This window comes from Sphingomonas jejuensis (assembly GCF_011927695.1).
In the GTDB taxonomy this organism is placed as follows: Bacteria; Pseudomonadota; Alphaproteobacteria; order Sphingomonadales; family Sphingomonadaceae; genus Sphingomonas_K; species Sphingomonas_K jejuensis.
In genome coordinates, this window is record NZ_JAATJE010000001.1 from 846,601 (window position 1) to 865,866 (window position 19,266).

General features: G+C 67.9%; 12 protein-coding genes, 1 tRNA gene and 1 pseudogene. 4 read left to right on the forward strand and 10 right to left on the reverse strand.

Annotated features, from left to right (window positions below; genetic code table 11):
- Position 1 precedes the first annotated feature (1 nt).
- Positions 2-1,114 (reverse strand): acyl-CoA dehydrogenase family protein, encoded by a 1,113-nt coding sequence (locus GGR88_RS04285; RefSeq protein ID WP_167953313.1) that lies wholly within the window; start codon positions 1,112-1,114, stop codon positions 2-4.
- Positions 1,115-1,311: 197 nt separating this feature from the next.
- On the opposite strand from GGR88_RS04285, the gene GGR88_RS04290 reads away from it, so the two are divergent.
- Both GGR88_RS04290 and GGR88_RS04295 read left to right on the forward strand, forming a co-directional pair.
- The gene (locus GGR88_RS04290) at positions 1,312-2,025 is read left to right on the forward strand and encodes a ZIP family metal transporter (RefSeq protein ID WP_167953315.1); all 714 of its coding nucleotides are present in this window, start codon (positions 1,312-1,314) and stop codon (positions 2,023-2,025) included.
- A gap of 54 nt (positions 2,026-2,079) precedes the next feature.
- Positions 2,080-3,105 carry a cupin-like domain-containing protein gene (locus tag GGR88_RS04295; RefSeq protein WP_209023189.1) on the forward strand — a complete coding sequence of 342 codons (1,026 nt, stop codon included), beginning with the start codon at positions 2,080-2,082 and terminating at the stop codon, positions 3,103-3,105.
- Positions 3,106-3,120: 15 nt separating this feature from the next.
- On the opposite strand, the gene GGR88_RS04300 is transcribed toward GGR88_RS04295, so the two are convergent.
- The 5 genes from GGR88_RS04300 to GGR88_RS04320 form a co-directional block, all read right to left on the reverse strand.
- Positions 3,121-3,196: transfer RNA gene (locus GGR88_RS04300), tRNA-Thr, on the reverse strand.
- A gap of 18 nt (positions 3,197-3,214) precedes the next feature.
- Positions 3,215-4,033 carry a hypothetical protein gene (locus GGR88_RS04305; protein ID WP_209023190.1) on the reverse strand — a complete coding sequence of 273 codons (819 nt, stop codon included), beginning with the start codon at positions 4,031-4,033 and terminating at the stop codon, positions 3,215-3,217.
- A 52-nt stretch (positions 4,034-4,085) separates the two neighbouring features.
- Positions 4,086-4,430 (reverse strand): MmcQ/YjbR family DNA-binding protein, encoded by a 345-nt coding sequence (locus GGR88_RS04310; RefSeq protein WP_167953317.1) that lies wholly within the window; start codon positions 4,428-4,430, stop codon positions 4,086-4,088.
- A complete protein-coding gene (locus GGR88_RS04315) occupies positions 4,427-5,755 on the reverse strand; it encodes a serine hydrolase domain-containing protein (RefSeq protein WP_342449715.1) in 1,329 nt (442 codons plus the stop codon). Before GGR88_RS04315 ends, GGR88_RS04310 begins: the two co-directional genes overlap by 4 nt.
- Positions 5,756-5,934: 179 nt before the next feature.
- Positions 5,935-7,257 (reverse strand): replication-associated recombination protein A, encoded by a 1,323-nt coding sequence (locus GGR88_RS04320; protein WP_167953321.1) that lies wholly within the window; start codon positions 7,255-7,257, stop codon positions 5,935-5,937.
- Between the two features lie 131 nt (positions 7,258-7,388).
- Between GGR88_RS04320 and GGR88_RS04325 the strand changes: the two genes are divergently transcribed.
- Positions 7,389-7,970 (forward strand): PadR family transcriptional regulator, encoded by a 582-nt coding sequence (locus GGR88_RS04325; protein ID WP_167953323.1) that lies wholly within the window; start codon positions 7,389-7,391, stop codon positions 7,968-7,970.
- Positions 7,970-8,257 carry a DUF2218 domain-containing protein gene (locus GGR88_RS04330; RefSeq protein WP_167953326.1) on the forward strand — a complete coding sequence of 96 codons (288 nt, stop codon included), beginning with the start codon at positions 7,970-7,972 and terminating at the stop codon, positions 8,255-8,257. Before GGR88_RS04325 ends, GGR88_RS04330 begins: the two co-directional genes overlap by 1 nt.
- Positions 8,258-8,261: 4 nt before the next feature.
- On the opposite strand, the gene GGR88_RS04335 is transcribed toward GGR88_RS04330, so the two are convergent.
- The 4 genes and pseudogenes from GGR88_RS04335 to rpoB form a co-directional block, all read right to left on the reverse strand.
- The gene (locus GGR88_RS04335) at positions 8,262-9,407 is read right to left on the reverse strand and encodes a glycosyltransferase family 4 protein (RefSeq protein WP_167953328.1); all 1,146 of its coding nucleotides are present in this window, start codon (positions 9,405-9,407) and stop codon (positions 8,262-8,264) included.
- A gap of 81 nt (positions 9,408-9,488) precedes the next feature.
- Positions 9,489-9,593, reverse strand: a pseudogene (locus GGR88_RS15655) (PEPxxWA-CTERM sorting domain-containing protein); the annotation flags it as partial.
- A gap of 1,110 nt (positions 9,594-10,703) precedes the next feature.
- Positions 10,704-14,981: a DNA-directed RNA polymerase subunit beta' gene (gene rpoC, locus GGR88_RS04345; protein WP_167953331.1), complete on the reverse strand. Its 4,278-nt coding sequence runs from the start codon at positions 14,979-14,981 to the stop codon at positions 10,704-10,706.
- A 111-nt stretch (positions 14,982-15,092) separates the two neighbouring features.
- Positions 15,093-19,262, reverse strand: a complete 4,170-nt coding sequence (gene rpoB, locus GGR88_RS04350) for a DNA-directed RNA polymerase subunit beta (protein ID WP_167953333.1) — start codon at positions 19,260-19,262, stop codon at positions 15,093-15,095.
- Positions 19,263-19,266 lie beyond the last annotated feature (4 nt).

Genomic DNA, 19,266 nt, shown 5'->3' on the forward strand with positions numbered 1-19,266 from the left:
GCTACCACCAACCGCGCTCGCCCCAATGATCGTGATCGATCCAGGCGGCGGCTGCGCGGTCCCGCGCCTGGTCCGGAACCGGCTGGCGCAGGTAGAGGCCGAGGTCGCGGGTGATGCGGTCGATCCGGCTGTCCTCGAAAAAGGACGCTGTGCCGACCGCGCGCGCAGCGCCCTCCATCGTGGCGAGCGCGGCGTCCTCCACGATCCCGCGCGTCATCAGGACAAGCGGGATGGCATCGGCGGTGCGTGCCTCCGCGGCCTTCGCGGCGCGGCGGACCCACTGGGCGGCGGACCTCGTGGCGGCCACGCTGTGCCCGAAGCGGAGGCGCTGCACCGGGTCGTCTCGCTTGCCCGTCTGCACAAGGTGGTCGCGCCAGTGCCGCAGCAGCGCCTGCGCCGCGCCCTGCTGCACGCAGGCAAAGCGCCATGCTCCGGCCGTGAACATCGGCTCGCGCTCGTAATCGCCGGGCCCACCGATCAGTGCATCGGGCGCCAGCGCGACGTCCTCGAAGTCGAACCGTCCGCTGACCGTCCCCTTCATGCCGCGCACGCGCCAGCCTCGATTGTCGGCGCGGTCCGGCGTCGCGCCGATGTCCACCAGCACCAACTGCTTGATGCCGTCGTCCCGGCGCGCGGTGATCAGCGCCCGGTCGATATGCCCGCCGCCCGTCGCGAACGACTTGGCACCGGCCAGCCGCAGGCCGCTTCTTTCGTGTGTCACCAGCCGGACGCCGTCGGCATGGTCGGTGTTCCACACGCCAAAGCACCGACCGGCGGCAAGATGGCGATGCAGCGCCGCGCGCTGTGCATCGTCGCCATAGGTGTGGACGAGCTGCACCGCATTCACATGCCCTTCGAACACGCGGCCAAGGCTCAGGTCCGCGCCGCCGATCGCTGTCAGTGCGTCAGCCAGTGCGTCGACCGCTGCCTCGTCGGTCAGCACGACGAACTGGTCGAGCCCGCCGATTGCCGCCAGGCTGGCAAGCGGGCCGGCGGGAAAGGCCTCCGGCGGGTTGCTGCGGTCCCATTCGTGGATCAGCCGATCCAGCGCCTCCTGGAAGCCTCCGTCGTCTCGGTGGCGCGGCGCGGGATCACGCAGGTCGGGATCGGTCATCAAGGATTCCGGGATCGGTTGCAGGGCGGCTGCCATCCCGTCAGGTGCGGCAAGCCCGTCAACGCATCAACCGGAAAGTCGCGCCGCGTTCTCGCGTAGTTGCCTCGCGCACGGCATGTTGTAACGGAACTCACCCATGCACGCTCGAAGGGCCACTCGTTGAAGATCGCGCCGCCGGGGCCCCGCCAGGAGCGCACATGGTGACCGGATGGGCCGTCCCCGTCCTGTTCGGCATCGCCGCCAGCCTGGCCACGTTGCTGGGCGGCGTGCTTGCGCTCAGCCTGTCTGCGCGGATGACGGCGCTGCTGGCCGTGGCGGCAGGGATCGTGCTGGGCGTCGCCTTCCTCGACCTGCTGCCCGAAGCGCTGGAGCATGGCAGAGGGCTCTATGACGCGCGGACCATCCTCGCCTTCGCGGCGGGAGGTATGGCGGCCTATCTGCTGCTCGCGCGCGTGCTCGCGGGGCTGGAGCGCTTCGGATCGCTCCGGGCGCACCTCGCCCCGGCAAGCCTGACGCTCCACAGCCTGATGGACGGGCTGGCGATGGGCCTCGCCTTTCAGATCGCCCCCGGCATCGGCTGGATGGTGGCGGTGGGCGTGCTGACCCACGACATCGCCGACGGGCTCAACACGGTCAGCCTGGCGCTGGAGGCGACCCGCCGGCGCACCGCGCTCCGCTGGCTGGCGCTGAACGGGGCGGCACCGCTGACGGGGGTGCTGATCGGGCTCGCGGTGTCCTTGCCCGATGCGGCGCTCGCCCCTGCGATGGCGCTGTTCGCCGGCATGTTCGTCTATATCGGCGCCGTGGAACTCGTTCCGCGCTGTCTTGCGCGCGACGAGCGGCTGCGGACGCCGGTGCAGGTGCTGTGCGGCATGGGGCTGATGCTCGCCGTGACGATGCTGGGCGACTAGGCGGCCGCCCTCCGCCCCGCTGGCAAAGCCGTGCCTGCTCGGCTACCCGGTGCCATGGCCGACGCCGCGCCCAGGATGATGCCGGAATGGCGCGGAACGACGCGCGCCGCCTTCGATGCGGAGGTCGTGGCGGCGGGTCGACCCGCCGTTCTGCGCGGCATCGTGTCCGACTGGCCGGCGGTCGCAGCGGCGCGCCGGTCGCCGCAGGCGCTTGCCGACTATCTGCTTCGCTTCGACCGCGGCGATCCCGTGGTCGCGGCGGTCGGCCCGCCCGACATCGCCGGTCGCTTCTTCTACAACGACAGCCTCGACGGCTTCAATTTTCGTCGGCAGCCCGCGCGGCTGAAGGACGTGCTCGGCTTCCTTGTTGCGCGGGACGGGCAGGAAGGTGCGCCGGCGCTTGCCGTGCAGTCGGTGCCGGCGCGCGCCCACCTCGCCGGCTTTGCCGAGGACAACCCGATGCCGCTCCTGCCGCCATCGGCGGAGCCGCGGCTGTGGATCGGCAATCGCGTGACCGTCGCGGCCCATTATGATCCCAGCGAGAACATCGCCTGCGTGGTGGCGGGCACGCGCCGCTTCACGCTGTTTCCGCCCGACCAGATCGGCAACCTCTACATGGGCCCGATGGAGCGGACGCCGGCCGGCACCACGATCAGCCTGGTCGATTTCGATGCACCCGACCTCCAGCGCTTCCCGCGTTTTGCAGAGGCAATGGAGCATGCGCTTGTCGCCGACCTCGAACCCGGCGATGCCATCTACATCCCCTACATGTGGTGGCACCACGTGCGCTCGCTCCAAAGCGTCAACATGCTGGTCAACTATTGGTGGACCCCGCCGGCACCGGCCGGCGCCCATCCGCTCGATGCGCTGCTCCACGCCATGCTCGCCATCCGCGCGCTGCCGGAGCGTCACCGCCAGGCGTGGCGTGCGCACTTCGACCATTATGTGTTCGGCGCGGGTCCGGCGGCGGGCGACCATCTGCCGGACGCCGTTCGCGGCGTGCTCGGCCCGCTCGACGCGCAGAAGGCAGAGCAGCTGGCGCAGCTGATCATGAAGGGGCTCCGCGGCCAGCAGGACTGAGGCCCGAGATGTGCGTGGTGCCGAGTGTCGGACTCGAACCGACGACCTACCGCTTACAAGGCGGTTGCTCTACCAGCTGAGCTAACCCGGCGCGTGGCCGTGACTATGCCTAGGGAACGCCGAAGGTCCAGCCCTCCGTTGCCGCAATCGCGGGTGTCAGCGCGGCCGGATGCCACAGCCGGTCATCGGCATGGACGCGACGCAACCATGCGGCGGTGATCAGCGCGTCCGTCCAGTGATCGTCGTAGCGGGTGAGCGGCGCGTGCGGCGCGCTGCCGAGAGCGGCAAGCGCGCGGTCGAGCGTGGCGGGATCGCGCACCTTGCTGCGTCCGCGCGGAAGTCCGGCGGCCAAGGCGGCGATGCTCGTGTAGATCTCGACCAGCGTCAGGCCGCTGGGTGCCAGCGCGTCGAACGGCCAGATCGTCACCCGCCCGTCCAGCCGGCACAAGGCTCGCATGCCGGTGAGGCTGGACTTGCCGACCTGCGCTGCGCCGACCAGGTTGAAGTTCGACACGGGATTGGCCAGCCGCTGCCGCCGGCTTTCCTCCTCCGTCAGCCGGAAGCGTCCGGCGCCCGGAGGGAACAGGTCGCCGGCGCGTCTGCCCGGACGGCGGAAGTGGCGGCTGGCATCCGCATGGTCGACGAGCCCGTCCGCGCCGAGGTGGGGATCGTCCCGGCACAGGCGATCGACCATCTGCCAGAGCGAGCGGGCGTCCGCCGGGGAGGCGGGCCAGCAGGGGAAAAATGCGCCGCGATCGGCAAAGGCGAGCGACATGCCCAGGTCGAGGCCGACGAGGAGATCGTCGCCGGGCAGCTGCGCCACGATCCAGTCGAGCACGTCCGTCCGCGACCATCGTCCGCGCGGCGGCTCCACCAGCAGCGGCGGCGCGTCGCCGACCTCGCAAAGCGCGACGGCGATGCCGGCCAAGCGGTCGCCGCGCGCGCCGGACCAGTCGATCGCGGCGAAGCGGCGGAACCGATCAGGGTCGATCGCCGGCCGCCTTTCGCTCCGCGACCGTGGCCCGGTCCCACCACGCCCGGCGGAGCAGCAGCGCCACGCGATCGTCCCGATCGGGCCCGTAGCGGACGAGCACCGCCGGCCAGCCGACATAATGATCGGTCTGCCAGAAGCGCTCGGGATCGGTGTCCAGGAGGATCTGCTTCTCCTCCGCGTCCACGTGCAGGACGAAGCTGCCCTGGTCGGGCGCGGTGGTTCCTGCGATCACGCGTCCACGCTTCTTCAGTGCCGGCCGGCCATAGCTGGTGCCGTGTTCGACGCCCGGCAGCGCCAGCCCGGCAGCCACGACGGCGTCCCAGTCCTTCATTCCAGCGCCTGCAGGACGTCTGCGGTCAGGCGCGCGATGTCGAACCCGGCGCCGGACGGATCCTCGCCCCGGCGCACGACCACCAGCCGGGCCGAGGGCACCACCATGATGAACTGACCGCGATTGCCCTGCGCGGCATAACTGCCGGCCGGCAACCCCTGTGCCGGGCCAAACAGCCACAGGGTGGCGCCGTAGCCCGGTCCATCGGCCGGCTGGGGCCCGGCGGGCGCGGTCATCCACCGCATCCAGCCTTCCGGAAGCAGCCGGCGGCCATCGACCACGCCGTCGTCGAGCCAGAACTGACCGAGCCGGGCGAGATCACGCGCCGTTGCCCACACCTGGCTCGACAGCACATAATTGCCGCGCCAGTCCTTCTCCGCGAACGTGCCGTTGAGGCCGAGCGGATCCAGCAGGAGCGTGCGGGCGAAATCGTCATCGCCCGCGCGGCTGCGCAGCCCGCGGATCGCCAGCAGGATATCGTTGTTGGCGTAGCGAAAGCGCGTGCCCGCCGGCACCTCGATCGGCCAGGCGACCGTTTCTTCCGTGACGGCGGTGCCGCCGAAGTAGATCGCGTCCGTGCGGCTTCCGCCGGTGTCGCTGTGCAGCCCGCTCGCCATCCGGAAAAGCTGCTCGGTCGTGATCGCCGCGCGCGGGTCGCCGGGCGCCTGCCATTCGGGCACGGGGGCCGGGGCAGCCGGGTCGATCAGCCCGCGCGCCACCGCCGTGCCAGCCACCGTGCCGGCGATGCTCTTGGCGACCGACCAGGTGCGGGTCGGCGTGGCCGGACCATAGCCGTCGGCATAGCGTTCCGCGATCATCCGGCCATCGCGCATGACCAGCAGCGCGACCGTGTTGGTCCGATCGCCAAAGCCGGCGGCAAAGGCGCGATCGAAGAGGCCGCGCAGCGCGCCGCGTGCTTCTGGCACGACGGGCGGGCGCCCGGCGGGGCGCGTGCGCGCGGCGGCGGTGGACGGCGGCCGAAGCGCCGGATCGGTGCCGATCGGGAGGTTGGTACAGCCGTCGGCACCTTGCGCGATCGCGACGCGAGGCGGCAGACGGTCGTCGAAGGGCACGGTCACCCGGTCCGCGCCGACGGTGGCGGTCAGCGTCGGAAGCAGCGCATCATATTCGGGATAGGTGCCGACCAGCTCGTTGCGCTCGACACTCTCCACGGTGCGCTCGGCACCATTCGCGCGGGCGTTGAAGATGGCCGAGCAGAGCATCGCGGCCTTGTAGCCGGCAGCGATCGCGCGGTCGTACGGCGTGGGGACCGGCTGCAGCTGCGCCGCGACGGGGGCGGCGAGCAGCGCGGCGGCGGCAGCCACGAGCGTGATTCGCAAAGATCGCGCGCGTGGAAGTTGACGAAATTGACGACACGTCGGCGTCAACTTCGACCCCACCGACGCCTCCGGATGGCGTCGGAGGAGGCTGCGCGCGGTCGTGGCACTGCTCATCGCGCCAGTGGAGCAGAGCTTTTCCTACAATGGAAGCGGCTTGCGCGTGCCTAACCAGCGGGCCGCTGCGTGCGCCGCTCGTCCCACCATGCCATTCTTTCCGCCACGCGCTGTTCGAACCCGCGGTGGGTCGGTTCGTAGAAGACCGCCGGCGTCATCTCCTCCGGCCAGTAATCCTGACCCGAGAAGGCATCCGGCGTGTCATGGTCGTAGGCATAGTCGCCGCCATAGCCGAGCTGCTTCATCAGCTTCGTTGGCTTGTTGAGGATGGTCTTGGGCGGCATCAGCGATCCCGTCTCGCGCGCCGCCTTGAACGACGCCTTCTGCGCCTTGTAGGCCGCGTTGGATTTGGGGGCGGTGGCGAGGTAGAGGCAGGCCTGCACGATCGCGAGTTCGCCCTCCGGCGAGCCGAGGAAGTCATAGGCGTCCTTGGCGGCCAGGCACTGCACCAGCGCCTGCGGGTCGGCCAGGCCGACATCCTCGCTGGCGAAGCGCACGAGCCGGCGCAGCACGTAGAGCGGCTCCTCACCCGCGGTCAGCATCCGCGCCAGATAATAGAGCGCGGCCTGCGGGTCGGATCCGCGCAGGCTTTTGTGGAGCGCGGAGATGAGGTTGTAGTGCCCGTCGCGATCCTTGTCGTAGACCGCCACGCGCCGCTGCAGGAATGCGGACAAGCCGGCCGGGTCGAGCGGCGCATCGACCGCGACCGAGAACAGCGTTTCCGCCTGGTTGAGCAGGAAGCGGCCATCGCCATCGGCGCTGGCGACGAGCGCGGCGCGGGCATCGGGCAGGAGGGGCAGGGGGCGACCCTCGATCGTTTCTGCACGATCGAGCAGCTTGCCCAGCGCATCGGCATCCAGCCGGTGGAGGATCAGCACCTGTGCGCGGCTGAGAAGCGCGGCGTTGATCTCGAACGACGGGTTTTCGGTGGTGGCGCCGACCAGCGTGACGGTGCCGTCCTCCACGAAGGGCAGGAAACCGTCCTGCTGCGCGCGGTTGAAGCGGTGGATCTCGTCCACGAACAGGAGCGTCCGTCGACCCGCCCGCGCCTCCGCCCGCGCGCCGGCGAACAGCTTCTTCAGGTCCGCCACGCCGGAGAAGACGGCGGAGATCGCCTCGAACCGCAGCCCGACGGCGTCGGCGAGCAGGCGCGCGATGCTGGTCTTGCCGGTGCCGGGCGGGCCCCACAGGATCAGCGACGATAGCTTCCCCGCCGCCACCATCCGGCCGATCGCGCCGTCCGGGCCGGTCAGATGCTCCTGCCCGATGACATCGGCGAGGCTGGCGGGGCGAAGGCGATCGGCAAGCGGCGCGTGGACATCGGCAGCCGGGGCAGATTGCGGAAGATCCTGATCGGCGAAGAGGTCGGCCATCTGCGTCCATGTAGGCGTTCCCACACGCAGTCGAAAGATAAAGCTCCGGACCAGCGCGTCGTCGAAGATATATCTTGAAACAGCGCCCCTAACGATATATCTTCGGTGCATCCTGGCTGAAGGAGTGTGGCATGTTCGGGTTTCATCATGGATCGCATGGGCGCGGGTGCGGGCCGCGCGGCGGGCGCTTTCAGGGCGGGCCGTTCCAGTTCGAATGGAGCGTCGACGGTGCGGGCCGCGGGATGCGTGGTGGACGCCGCCGGATGTTCGACGGGTCCGAGCTTCGCCTCGTCCTTATCGCGCTGATCGGGCAGCAGCCGCGCTATGGCTATGACCTCATCCGGGAGATCGAGGCGCTGACCGGCGGCGGCTATGCGCCGAGCCCCGGCGTGATCTACCCGACGCTGACTCTCCTGTCCGACATGTACCTGATCGCGGAGGCGGAGTCTGAAGGCAGCAAGAAGCTGTTCGCGCTGACGCCGGACGGCGAGGCCTATCTCGCCAAGCGGAGAGAGGAAGCCGATGCGCTGCTCGCGCGGCTGCGGGACATGGGGGCGGAACGGACGCGCGGCGACCGGGCGCCCGTGCGCCGCGCCGTGGGCAACCTGAAGGCGGTGTTGCAGCATCGCCTGGCGGACGAGGATGATGCGGAGGTTTCGCACCGGATCGCCGCGATGATCGACGAGCTCGCGCAGAAGATCGAGCGGCTGTGATGCGCAGCGTTGCCAGCGTGCCCACGGCGCACGCCTCCCGCTATCTCCAGCAACTGTGCAAGCATTGGAGCCACAAGATGGACGTGGCGTTCGATGCCGAGGAGGGCCGCATCGACTTTCCGAACGGCACCCGGATGCTGCTGACGGCGGCGGACGACGCGCTGACGGTGACCCTGGAGGTGCCCGACGGCGAGGACGCCGGCCGGATGCAGCAGGTGGTGGCCGATCACCTCGACCGCTTTGCCTTTCGCGAGGCGCCGCTGCCGTTCGAGTGGCGGCCCGGCTGAGCGATCAGCGGGGCGCGGCGAGCTCCAGATAGGCGTCGAGCACGGCCTGGTTCGCCGTGTCCCACCGGTAGCGCTGCGCCTTCTGGTGGCCGGCCGCCCCCATCGCGCGGCGGAGTGCGGGATCCGCGACGATGTGCGCGATCGCGTCGGCATAGCCGTCGATGTCGGCGGGATCGACGAGGAAGCCCGTGACGCCGTCCTCCACCAGATCGACGGCGCCGGTCGCGCGGGCGGCGACGACCGGGACGCCGGACGCCATCGCCTCCGTCGTGACGTTGCCGAAAGTCTCCGAGATCGACGGGTTGAAGAACACGTCCATCGCGGCGACGGCACGGCCGAGATCGTTGCCGCTCTGGTGGCCCGCGAAGATCGTGTCGGGCGCGCGTTCGGCGAACCATCCCTGCGCGGGGCCCTTGCCGATGGCGAGCACCTTCAGCGGCACGGCGCGGGCGCGGAGCTGGTCCAAGACCTCGGCGAACACGTCCAGGCCCTTTTCCTTCACTAGCCGGCCGAGAAAGCCGACCGCGACGTCATCGTCCGCAATGCCCATCGCGCGGCGCCATTCCAGGCTGCGGCGATCCGGCCGGAAGCGGTCATGGTCGATGCCGCGCGACCAGATCGACACGGGCGCGGTGACACCCCAGTCGCGCACCAGATCGACCATGCTGGGGCTGGGCACCATCACGCGGTCGAACTTGTTGTAGAAGCGCGTCATCAGGCTGGCGATCAGCGGCTCGATGAAGTCGGCGCCGTAATAGCGGAAATAGGTCTCGAACCGCGTGTGGAACGAGGCAAGCGCGGGGACGCCGTTCTTCTTCGCCCAGCGGACGGCCGCGTGGCCCAGGAACTCCGGCGCGGAGACATGGACGACGGTGGGCGCGAACGCCTCCAGATCCGCCTTCACCTGCGGGGTGAGGCCAAGCGCCACGCGATACTCCCCGCGGCCTCCGATCATCGGCACCGACGGCACCGAGACAAGATCGCCGGTCGGCGGAAATGCCGGCATGTCGACGGTGGGCGAATAAACGCGCAGCGTGACGCCGCGGTCGAGCAGGTGACGCGCGAGCAGGTTGAGCGACTGGTTCGCCCCGTCGCGCACATAGTTGTAGTTGCCGCTGAACAGCGCAATGCGAAGGTCTGAGGCGTCCATCCGGGCGGCGGGTAGCGGCGAAACGCGGCGGCATAAAGGCCCGCATCCTCATCCCCCTGTCGAGGATGCGGGCCTCCCGGCTCAGGCCGTGACCACCGCCTGCTGGCCGCGCCGACGCATCGCGCCGCCGATCAGGCCGAAGCCGCCGATCATCATGGCCCAGGTGGCCGGCTCCGGCACCGCGCCGGTGGGCGGCGGCAGCACGACCTGACCGGGCGCGCCGGTGCCGAAGATGGTGCTGGTGGCAAAGCTGCCCGTGCCGCGGCCGGAAAGCTGCAGCGAGTTGCGCAGCGCCAGTTCCACGTCATAGCCGCGGTTGGCATCGATGAAGCCGTCGCCGTCGGCATCGTTGCGGATCGTGTTCGACAGGCCGCCGGCACCCTGCGCGCGCGTGCGCAGGTCGCTATATTCGCCGATCTCGAACCCGGCGGCGGTGCCACCGGTGTTGAAGATGCCGACAAAGGTTGCGCTGTCGCTGGCGCCCGTGGCGGTGTCGGTTTCGAACAGGATCTCGTTGCCGCCGCTCGTCAGGCGTCCGCCGCCGTCGATCAGCTCGCTGTCGAAGCGCAGGTCGCCGTCAAGATAGCGGAACAGGTCGAGCGACAGGTCAGCGTCGCCGAGGTTGGTGAAGCTGTAGGTCTGCGTCAGCAGCGATCCGGTCTGGTTGCCGGCGGTGTCGACGAGGTTGCTGACCGTCTGGACGAGCTGCACCGACAGGAGGTCGCCCAGCGTGAACACGCTGGTGCGCGACAGGTCTGTGCCGGTAAACGACTGGAGCTGCCCGCTGGCGGTGGACACGCGCGCGCCGCCGTTGATGCCGACGAACAGACCCGATGCATAGATGGTGGATGCGGCCGCCTGGTCGCCGGTCGGATTGTAGAGGCCGGTCGATCCGCTCGATTGCGCGTTGAGCGCGCCGAGCGTGCCGAAGCCGTTGGTGTCGATGATCACCTGGCCGTCGTCGGCGCCGGTGGTGAGCGTCTCGGCACTGGCGGTGCCGGTCAGCAGCGCGGCGGTGGCGACCGCCGCGAAACGGTAAAAGCGCATGATCTGTCCCCTGTAAGCATGGCCACCCGGCGGCAGCCAGGTGGTGAACAGCCCGTTAGGGATGTGAAACGGGAGGATCAGCCATGCCTCGACCGGGCGCGGCAGGCGCCGACAGTCGGGCAGACGGCAGCCGTCGGGGACAAAGGTCGTTGGTCGGAGCGCACCGCGCCCGCGCCTCCGAAAAGGAAGAGGCCGCGATCGCCTGGGACGATCGCGGCCTCCATTCAGCCTCACAACGACGGTGCGGGCTTATTCCTCGGTGGCGTTCAGGTAATCGCCTGCCGCCTCGTCCGATCCGTCGCCGGAGGTTGCGACCGCACCCAGCGGATCCGGACCTTCACGCAGAGCCACCTGCTCGTGCTTTTCGGCCTCGTGCTCCTCCTCGGCGCTGTTCGGCGCCACGAGGGCGGCCTGCCAGCTGCGCTGCGAAGCGCGGAGCGCCGCGTCGCGCGAGGATGCCGTCACCCGCATGCGGTTCATGCCCGCACCGGTGCCTGCAGGGATGAGCCGGCCGACGATGACGTTCTCCTTCAGGCCGTTCAGGCTGTCGATCTTGCCCTGCACGGATGCCTCGGTGAGCACGCGGGTCGTCTCCTGGAAGGACGCGGCCGAGATGAACGACCGGGTCTGCAGCGACGCCTTGGTGATGCCCAGAAGGATCGGCTTGCCCTGCGCCGGCTGCTGATTGGCTTCCAGCTTCGAGTTGACCTCGTCCATCTCCTCGCGATCGACCTGCTCACCGGGGAGCAGGGTCGTGTCGCCGGCATGGGTGATCTCAACCTTCTGCAGCATCTGACGAACGATCGTCTCGATGTGCTTGTCGTTGATCTTCACGCCCTGCAGTCGATAGACCTCCTGGATCTCCGACACGAGATACTCGGCGAGCGGCTCGATGCCGAGCACTTCGAGAATGTCGTGCGGATCGGGTGAGCCGCCGATCAGGTTGTCGCCACGCTTGACGTAGTCGCCTTCCTGAACGTCGATCACCTTCGACTTCGGCACCAGATACTCGACGATCTCACCACCGTCATCCGGGCGGATGCCGATCTTGCGCTTCGCCTTGTAGTCCTTGCCGAACTCGACCCGGCCGGAGACCTTCGCGATGATCGCGTTCTCCTTCGGCTTACGCGCCTCGAACAGCTCCGCCACCCGCGGCAGACCGCCGGTGATGTCGCGGGTCTTGGCGGCCTCGCGGCTGACACGGGCCAGCACGTCGCCGGCCTGCACGGCCTGGCCGTCCTCGACCGAGAGCGTGGTGCCGATCGCCAGCATGTAGCGGCCGGTCTCGCCCGATGCCTCGTCGAGCAGGGTCAGGCGCGGACGCAGATCCTCCTTCGACTTGGCGCCGGCGCGATACTCGATCACCACGCGCTGCCCGATGCCCGTCGCCTCGTCGACCTGCTCGGTCAGCGTCTTGCCTTCCAGCAGGTCCTGGTAGCGGACCACGCCCGGGTTTTCCGTGATCACCGGCATGGTGAACGGATCCCATTCCGCCATCCGGTCGCCCTTGGACACGATGTGGCCGTCGTCGAACATGACATAGGCACCGTAGGGGATGCGGTGCACCGCCCGCTCACGCCCGTCCATGTCGACGATCGCCAGCTCGCCCGACCGGGACAGCACGACACGGCGGCCGCGCTGATCGGTGATGGTGCGAAGCTCGCGGAACTCGACCCGGCCGTCGACCGGCGCGTCGAGGTTCGACTGCTCGTTGAGCTGCGCCGCACCACCGATGTGGAAGGTGCGCATGGTCAGCTGCGTGCCCGGCTCACCGATCGACTGGGCGGCGATGACGCCCACCGCCTCGCCGATGTTGACCGGGGTACCACGGGCGAGGTCACGCCCGTAGCAGGCCGCGCAGACGCCGCCCTTGGACTCGCAGACCAGCGGGGAGCGGATCTTCACGCCCTGAACGCCGATCGCCTCGATCTGCGCGATCATGGCCTCGTCGAGCAGCGTTCCTTCCGGAATCAGCGTCTCGTTGTTCTTCGAGTCCACGATGTCCTCGGCCGTGGTGCGGCCCAGGATGCGCTCGCCCAGCGACGCGATGGTGGCGCCGCCCTGCACGATGGCCTTCATGTCCAGCGCACGCTCGGTGCCGCAGTCCAGCTCCACCACGACGCAGTCCTGCGACACGTCGACCAGACGACGGGTCAGGTAACCCGAGTTCGCCGTCTTGAGCGCGGTGTCCGCCAGGCCCTTGCGGGCGCCGTGGGTGGAGTTGAAGTATTCAAGGACGGTCAGGCCTTCCTTGAAGTTCGAGATGATCGGCGTTTCGATGATCTCGCCCGACGGCTTGGCCATCAGGCCGCGCATGCCGGCAAGCTGCTTCATCTGCGCCTGCGAACCACGGGCACCGGAGTGCGCCATCATGTAGATGGAGTTGATCTGGGCCATGCGGCCCGTCTCGTCCTTCGGCTGCGCCTTGATCTCGTCCATCATGGCGTTCGCCACCTGGTCGCCGCAGCGGCTCCAGGCGTCGATCACCTTGTTGTACTTCTCCTGCTGCGTGATCAGGCCGTCCTGATACTGCTGCTCGTAATCCTTCACGAGCGTCCGCGTTTCCTCGACGGTCGCTTCCTTGGACGCCGGGATGATCATGTCGTCCTTGCCGAACGAGATGCCGGCCTGGAACGCGTGGCGGAAGCCCAGCGCCATGATGGCGTCGGCGAACAGCACCGTCTCCTTCTGACCCGTGTGGCGATAGACGGTGTCGATGACGTCGCCGATCTCCTTCTTGGTCAGCAGGCGGTTGACGGTTTCGAACGGCACCTTGTGCGACTTCGGCAGCGTCTCGCCGAGCAGCATGCGGCCCGGCGTCGTCTCGTAGCGCTTCAGATACTGCTTGCCGTCCTCGTCCGTCTGCGGGACGCGGCTGACGATCTTCGAATGCAGCGTCACCGCCTTGGCGTGGAGCGCCTGGTGCACCTCCGCCATGTCGCCGAGCAGCATGCCCTCGCCGGGCTCACCCTCACGCTCCATCGACAGATAATAAAGGCCCAGCACCATGTCCTGCGACGGCACGATGATCGGCTTGCCGTTGGCGGGCGACAGGATGTTGTTGGTCGACATCATCAGGACGCGCGCTTCCAGCTGAGCCTCGAGGCTCAGGGGGACGTGAACGGCCATCTGGTCGCCGTCGAAGTCGGCATTGAACGCGGAGCAAACGAGCGGGTGAAGCTGGATCGCCTTGCCCTCGATCAGCACGGGCTCGAACGCCTGGATGCCGAGGCGGTGGAGCGTCGGCGCGCGGTTCAGCAGCACCGGGTGCTCGCGGATCACCTCGTCCAGGATGTCCCAGACTTCCTTGCGCTCCTTCTCGACCCACTTCTTGGCCTGCTTGAGCGTCATCGACAGGCCCTTGGCGTCGAGCCGCGCGTAGATGAACGGCTTGAACAGCTCGAGCGCCATCTTCTTCGGCAGGCCGCACTGGTGCAGCTTCAGCTCCGGACCGGTCACGATGACGGAACGGCCCGAATAGTCGACGCGCTTGCCGAGCAGGTTCTGGCGGAAGCGGCCCTGCTTGCCCTTCAGCATGTCGCTGAGCGACTTCAGCGGACGCTTGTTGGCGCCCGTGATCGTGCGGCCGCGGCGGCCGTTGTCGAACAAGGCGTCGACGGCTTCCTGCAGCATGCGCTTTTCGTTGCGGACGATGATGTCCGGCGCGCGCAGCTCCATCAGCCGCTTCAGGCGGTTGTTGCGGTTGATCACGCGGCGGTAGAGGTCGTTCAGGTCGGACGTCGCGAAACGGCCGCCGTCCAGCGGCACCAGCGGGCGCAGCTCGGGCGGGATCACGGGGACGACCTCGAGGATCATCCACTCCGGCCGGTTGCCGGAATCGAGGAAGCTCTCGACGACCTTCAGCCGCTTGATGATCTTCTTGGGCTTCAGCTCGGACTTGGTGACCGCCAGCTCCTCGAGCAGCGCCTTGCGCTCACCCTCCAGATCCAGCGACTCCAGCATGATCCGAACGGCCTCGGCGCCGATGCCGGCGGAGAAGGCGTCCTCGCCATATTCGTCCTGCGCCTGCAGGAGCTCGTCCTCGGTCAGCAGCTGATACTTTTCGAGCGGGGTCAGGCCCGGCTCGATCACGATGTATGCCTCGAAGTAGAGCACGCGCTCCAGCTGCTTCAGCTGCATGTCGAGCAGCAGGCCGATGCGGCTCGGCAGCGACTTCAGGAACCAGATGTGCGCGACGGGCGCGGCGAGCTCGATATGGCCCATGCGCTCGCGGCGAACCTTGGAGACGGTCACCTCCACGCCGCACTTCTCGCAGACGATGCCCTTGTACTTCATGCGCTTGTACTTGCCGCACAGGCACTCGTAGTCCTTGATCGGGCCGAAGATGCGCGCGCAGAACAGACCGTCACGCTCGGGCTTGAACGTGCGGTAGTTGATGGTCTCGGGCTTCTTGATCTCGCCAAACGACCAGGAGCGGATCTTCTCGGGCGAGGCGATGCCGATCTGGATCTGGTCGAACGTCTCCGGCTTGGCCACCGGATTGGCGAAGTTGGTCATCTCGTTCATGGTTCTACCTCATTTCCCTTCCGCAGCGCGGGGTCGGGGCAGGGTGGAAAATCGTGCAAGCGGATCGGGGCGTCCCGCTCCCTCCACGACGGGAAGGAGCGGGAGCTCCGCTTATTCCGCGGCCTCGGCGAAGCCTTCGTCCTCGTCGACGGCGTCGGCCATGCTGTTCAGTTCGACGTTGAGGCCGAGCGAGCGCATTTCCTTCACAAGCACGTTGAAGCTTTCGGGGATGCCGGCCTCGAACGTGTCGTCACCCTTGACGATCGCCTCGTAGACCTTGGTGCGGCCGACCACGTCGTCGGACTTCACCGTCAGCATCTCCTGCAGCGTATAGGCCGCGCCGTAGGCCTGGAGCGCCCAGACCTCCATCTCGCCGAAGCGCTGGCCGCCGAATTGCGCCTTTCCGCCCAGCGGCTGCTGTGTGACGAGCGAGTAGGGGCCGATCGAGCGGGCGTGGATCTTGTCGTCGACCAGGTGGTGGAGCTTCAGCATGTAGATGATGCCCACCGTCACCTTGCGATCGAACTGATCGCCGGTGCGGCCGTCGAACAGGTCCGACTGACCCGACGTGTCGAGACCCGCCAGTTCCAGCATCGCCGACACGTCCGCCTCACGCGCGCCGTCGAACACCGGAGTGCCCATCGGAATGCCGTAACGCAGGTGGCCGGTCAGATCGACGATCTGCTCCGCGGATCGGTCGGCGATCTCGCGGTCGAACTGGTCGCCGTAGATCTCCTGCAGCCGCGCCCGCGTGGCTTCCGGCATCGCGCCGCCCTTGGCGTCGGGATTGGCCTCGCGCCAGTCCTCCAGCTGCTGGTGGAGCTGCATGCCCAGGCCGCGCGCGGCCCAGCCGAGGTGCGTTTCGAAGATCTGACCCACGTTCATGCGGCTCGGCACGCCCAGTGGGTTCAGCACCAGGTCGACCGGGGTGCCGTCCGCCAGGAACGGCATGTCCTCGGCCGGCAGGATGCGGCTGATGACGCCCTTGTTGCCGTGACGGCCGGCCATCTTGTCGCCCGGCTGCAGCTTGCGCTTCACCGCGACGAAGACCTTGACCATCTTCAAGACGCCCGGCGGCAGCTCGTCGCCCCGCTCCAGCTTCTCGCGGCGATCCTCGAACTTGTCGTTGATGCGCTTCACGGCCTCGTCATACTGGACCTTGATCGCTTCCAGGTCCGACTGGCGGGCATCGTCGGCGACGCCGAACTTCCACCAGTCGTGACGCTCGACCGAGTTCAGCAGGTCCTCGTCGATCGTCGACCCCTTCTTGACGCCCTTCGGCGCCGAGGTCGCGACCTGGCCGACCAGCATCTCGCGCAGGCGCGACCAGCTGGCACGGTTGAGGATGGCACGCTCGTCCTCGCGGTCCTTGGCGAGGCGGTCGATCTCCTCGCGCTCGATCGCCATCGCGCGCTCGTCCTTGTCGATGCCGTGGCGGTTGAACACGCGCACGTCGACAACGGTGCCGGACACGCCCGGCGGTAGGCGGAGCGAGGTGTCGCGAACGTCCGACGCCTTCTCACCGAAGATGGCGCGGAGGAGCTTTTCCTCCGGCGTCATCGGGCTTTCGCCCTTCGGCGTGATCTTGCCGGCGAGGATGTCGCCTGGCTCGACCTCGGCACCGACATAGACGATGCCCGCCTCGTCGAGGTTGCGCAGCGCTTCCTCGCCGACGTTCGGAATGTCGCGGGTGATGTCCTCCGGCCCCAGCTTGGTGTCGCGGGCCATCACCTCGAACTCGTCAATGTGAATCGACGTGAACACGTCGTCCTTCACGATCCGCTCGGAGATGAGGATGGAGTCCTCGTAGTTGTACCCGTTCCACGGCATGAACGCGACCAGCGCGTTGCGGCCGAGCGCGAGCTCACCCAGGTCCGTCGACGGGCCGTCGGCGATGATGTCGCCTTCCGACACGATGTCGCCCACCTTCACCAGCGGACGCTGGTTGATGCAGGTCGACTGGTTGGACCGCTGGAACTTCATCAGCGTGTAGATGTCGACGCCCGACGTGGCGCTGTCGACCTCACCCGTGGCGCGCACGACGATGCGGGCGGCATCCACCTGGTCGACGATGCCCGAGCGACGCGCCGAGATGGCGGCGCCGGAATCGCGGGCAACCGTTTCCTCCATTCCGGTGCCGACCCACGGCGCCTCGGCGCGGACGAGCGGCACGGCCTGACGCTGCATGTTCGATCCCATCAGCGCGCGGTTGGCGTCGTCGTTCTCCAGGAACGGGATGAGCGACGCGGCAACGGACACGAGCTGCTTGGGGCTGACGTCCATCAGCGTGATGGTCTCGGGCAGCGCCATCAGGAACTCGCCCGCCTGACGCGAGGACACCAGTTCCTCGGTGAAGCGGCCTTCCTCGTCCAGCTCGGCGTTGGCCTGCGCGATGGTGTGCTTGGCCTCCTCCATCGCCGACAGGTACACGACGTCGTCCGTCACCTTGCCGTCGACGATGCGACGGTAGGGCGTCTCGATGAAGCCGTACTTGTTGACTCGGCTGAAGCTCGCCAGCGAGTTGATCAGACCGATGTTCGGGCCTTCCGGCGTTTCAATCGGGCAGATGCGGCCATAGTGCGTCGGATGGACGTCGCGAACCTCGAAGCCCGCACGCTCGCGGGTGAGGCCGCCCGGCCCGAGCGCCGACACGCGACGCTTGTGCGTCACTTCCGACAGCGGGTTGGTCTGGTCCATGAACTGCGACAACTGCGACGAACCGAAGAACTCGCGCACCGCGGCAACCGCGGGCTTGGCGTTGATCAGGTCGTTCGGCATCACGGTCGACACGTCGACCGAGCTCATCCGCTCCTTCACGGCACGCTCCATGCGGAGCAGGCCGACGCGGTACTGGTTCTCCAAGAGCTCGCCCACCGAGCGCACGCGGCGGTTGCCGAGATTGTCGATGTCGTCGATCTCGCCCTTGCCGTCCTTCAGGTCGACAAGCGTCTTCACGACGGCAAGGATGTCCTCCGTGCGCAGCGTCGTCACCGTGTCCTCGGCATCGAGGTCAAGGCGCATGTTGAGCTTCACGCGGCCAACGGCCGACAGGTCGTAGCGCTCCGGATCGAAGAACAGCCCGGCGAACAGCGCCTCGGCGGTTTCCTTCGTCGGCGGCTCGCCAGGGCGCATGACGCGGTAGATGTCGGAAAGCGCCTGATCGCGGTCCTCGGCCTTGTCGACCTTCAGCGTGTTGCGGATCCACGGACCCGTGTTGACGTGGTCGATGTCCAGGAGCTCGATGCGGTCGATGCCCGCCTTGTCGAGCTTTTCGAGATTGTCGGCGCCCAGCTCGTCGCCGGCCTCGATGTAGATCTCGCCCGTCTGCTCGTTGATGAGGTCATAAGCCGAATAACGGCCGAAGACTTCCTCGGTCGGGATCAGCAGCGTCTCCAGACCATCCTTGCCGACCTTGTTGGCCGCGCGCGGGCTGATCTTCTGGCCTGCCGCGAACACGACCTCGCCGGACTTGGCGTCGACGACGTCGAACACCGGCTTCTGGCCGCGCCAGTTCTCCGGCTGGTAGGGTATCTCCCAGCCGCCATTGCCGCGGACAAAGGTCACGCGGTTGTAGAAGTGGCCGAGGATCTCCTCCGCCGACAGACCGAGCGCGAACAGCAGCGCGGTGACGGGCAGCTTGCGCTTCCGGTCGATGCGGACGTTCACGATGTCCTTGGCGTCGAACTCGAAATCGAGCCACGAACCGCGATACGGGATGACGCGGGCGGCGAAGAGATACTTGCCCGACGCGTGGGTCTTGCCCCGGTCATGGTCGAACAGCACGCCCGGCGAGCGGTGCATCTGCGACACGATGACGCGTTCGGTGCCGTTGATGAAGAAGGTGCCGTTCTCCGTCATGAGCGGCATGTCGCCCATGTAGACGTCCTGCTCCTTGATATCGAGCACCGACCGGGCTTCCGTATCGGGATCCACCTCGAACACGATCAGGCGAAGCGTCACGCGCATCGGCGCGGCGTAGGTGATGCCGCGCTGGCGGCACTCTTCCACGTCGTACTTCGGGTCTTCCAGCTCGTAGTGGACGAAGTCCAGCTCGGCCGTGCCGGCGAAGTCGCGGATCGGGAACACGCTGCGCAGCGTCTTCTCCAGCCCCGACACATAGCCGATCGACGGGTCGGAGCGCAGGAACTGCTCGTAGCTCTCCCGCTGAACCTCGATCAGGTTCGGCATCTGCACCACTTCGTGGATGTTGCCGAAGATCTTGCGGACACGCCGCTTGGTGCCGCCGATCTGGTTGGGAGCGGAGATTGCCTTGGTCGCCATGCTG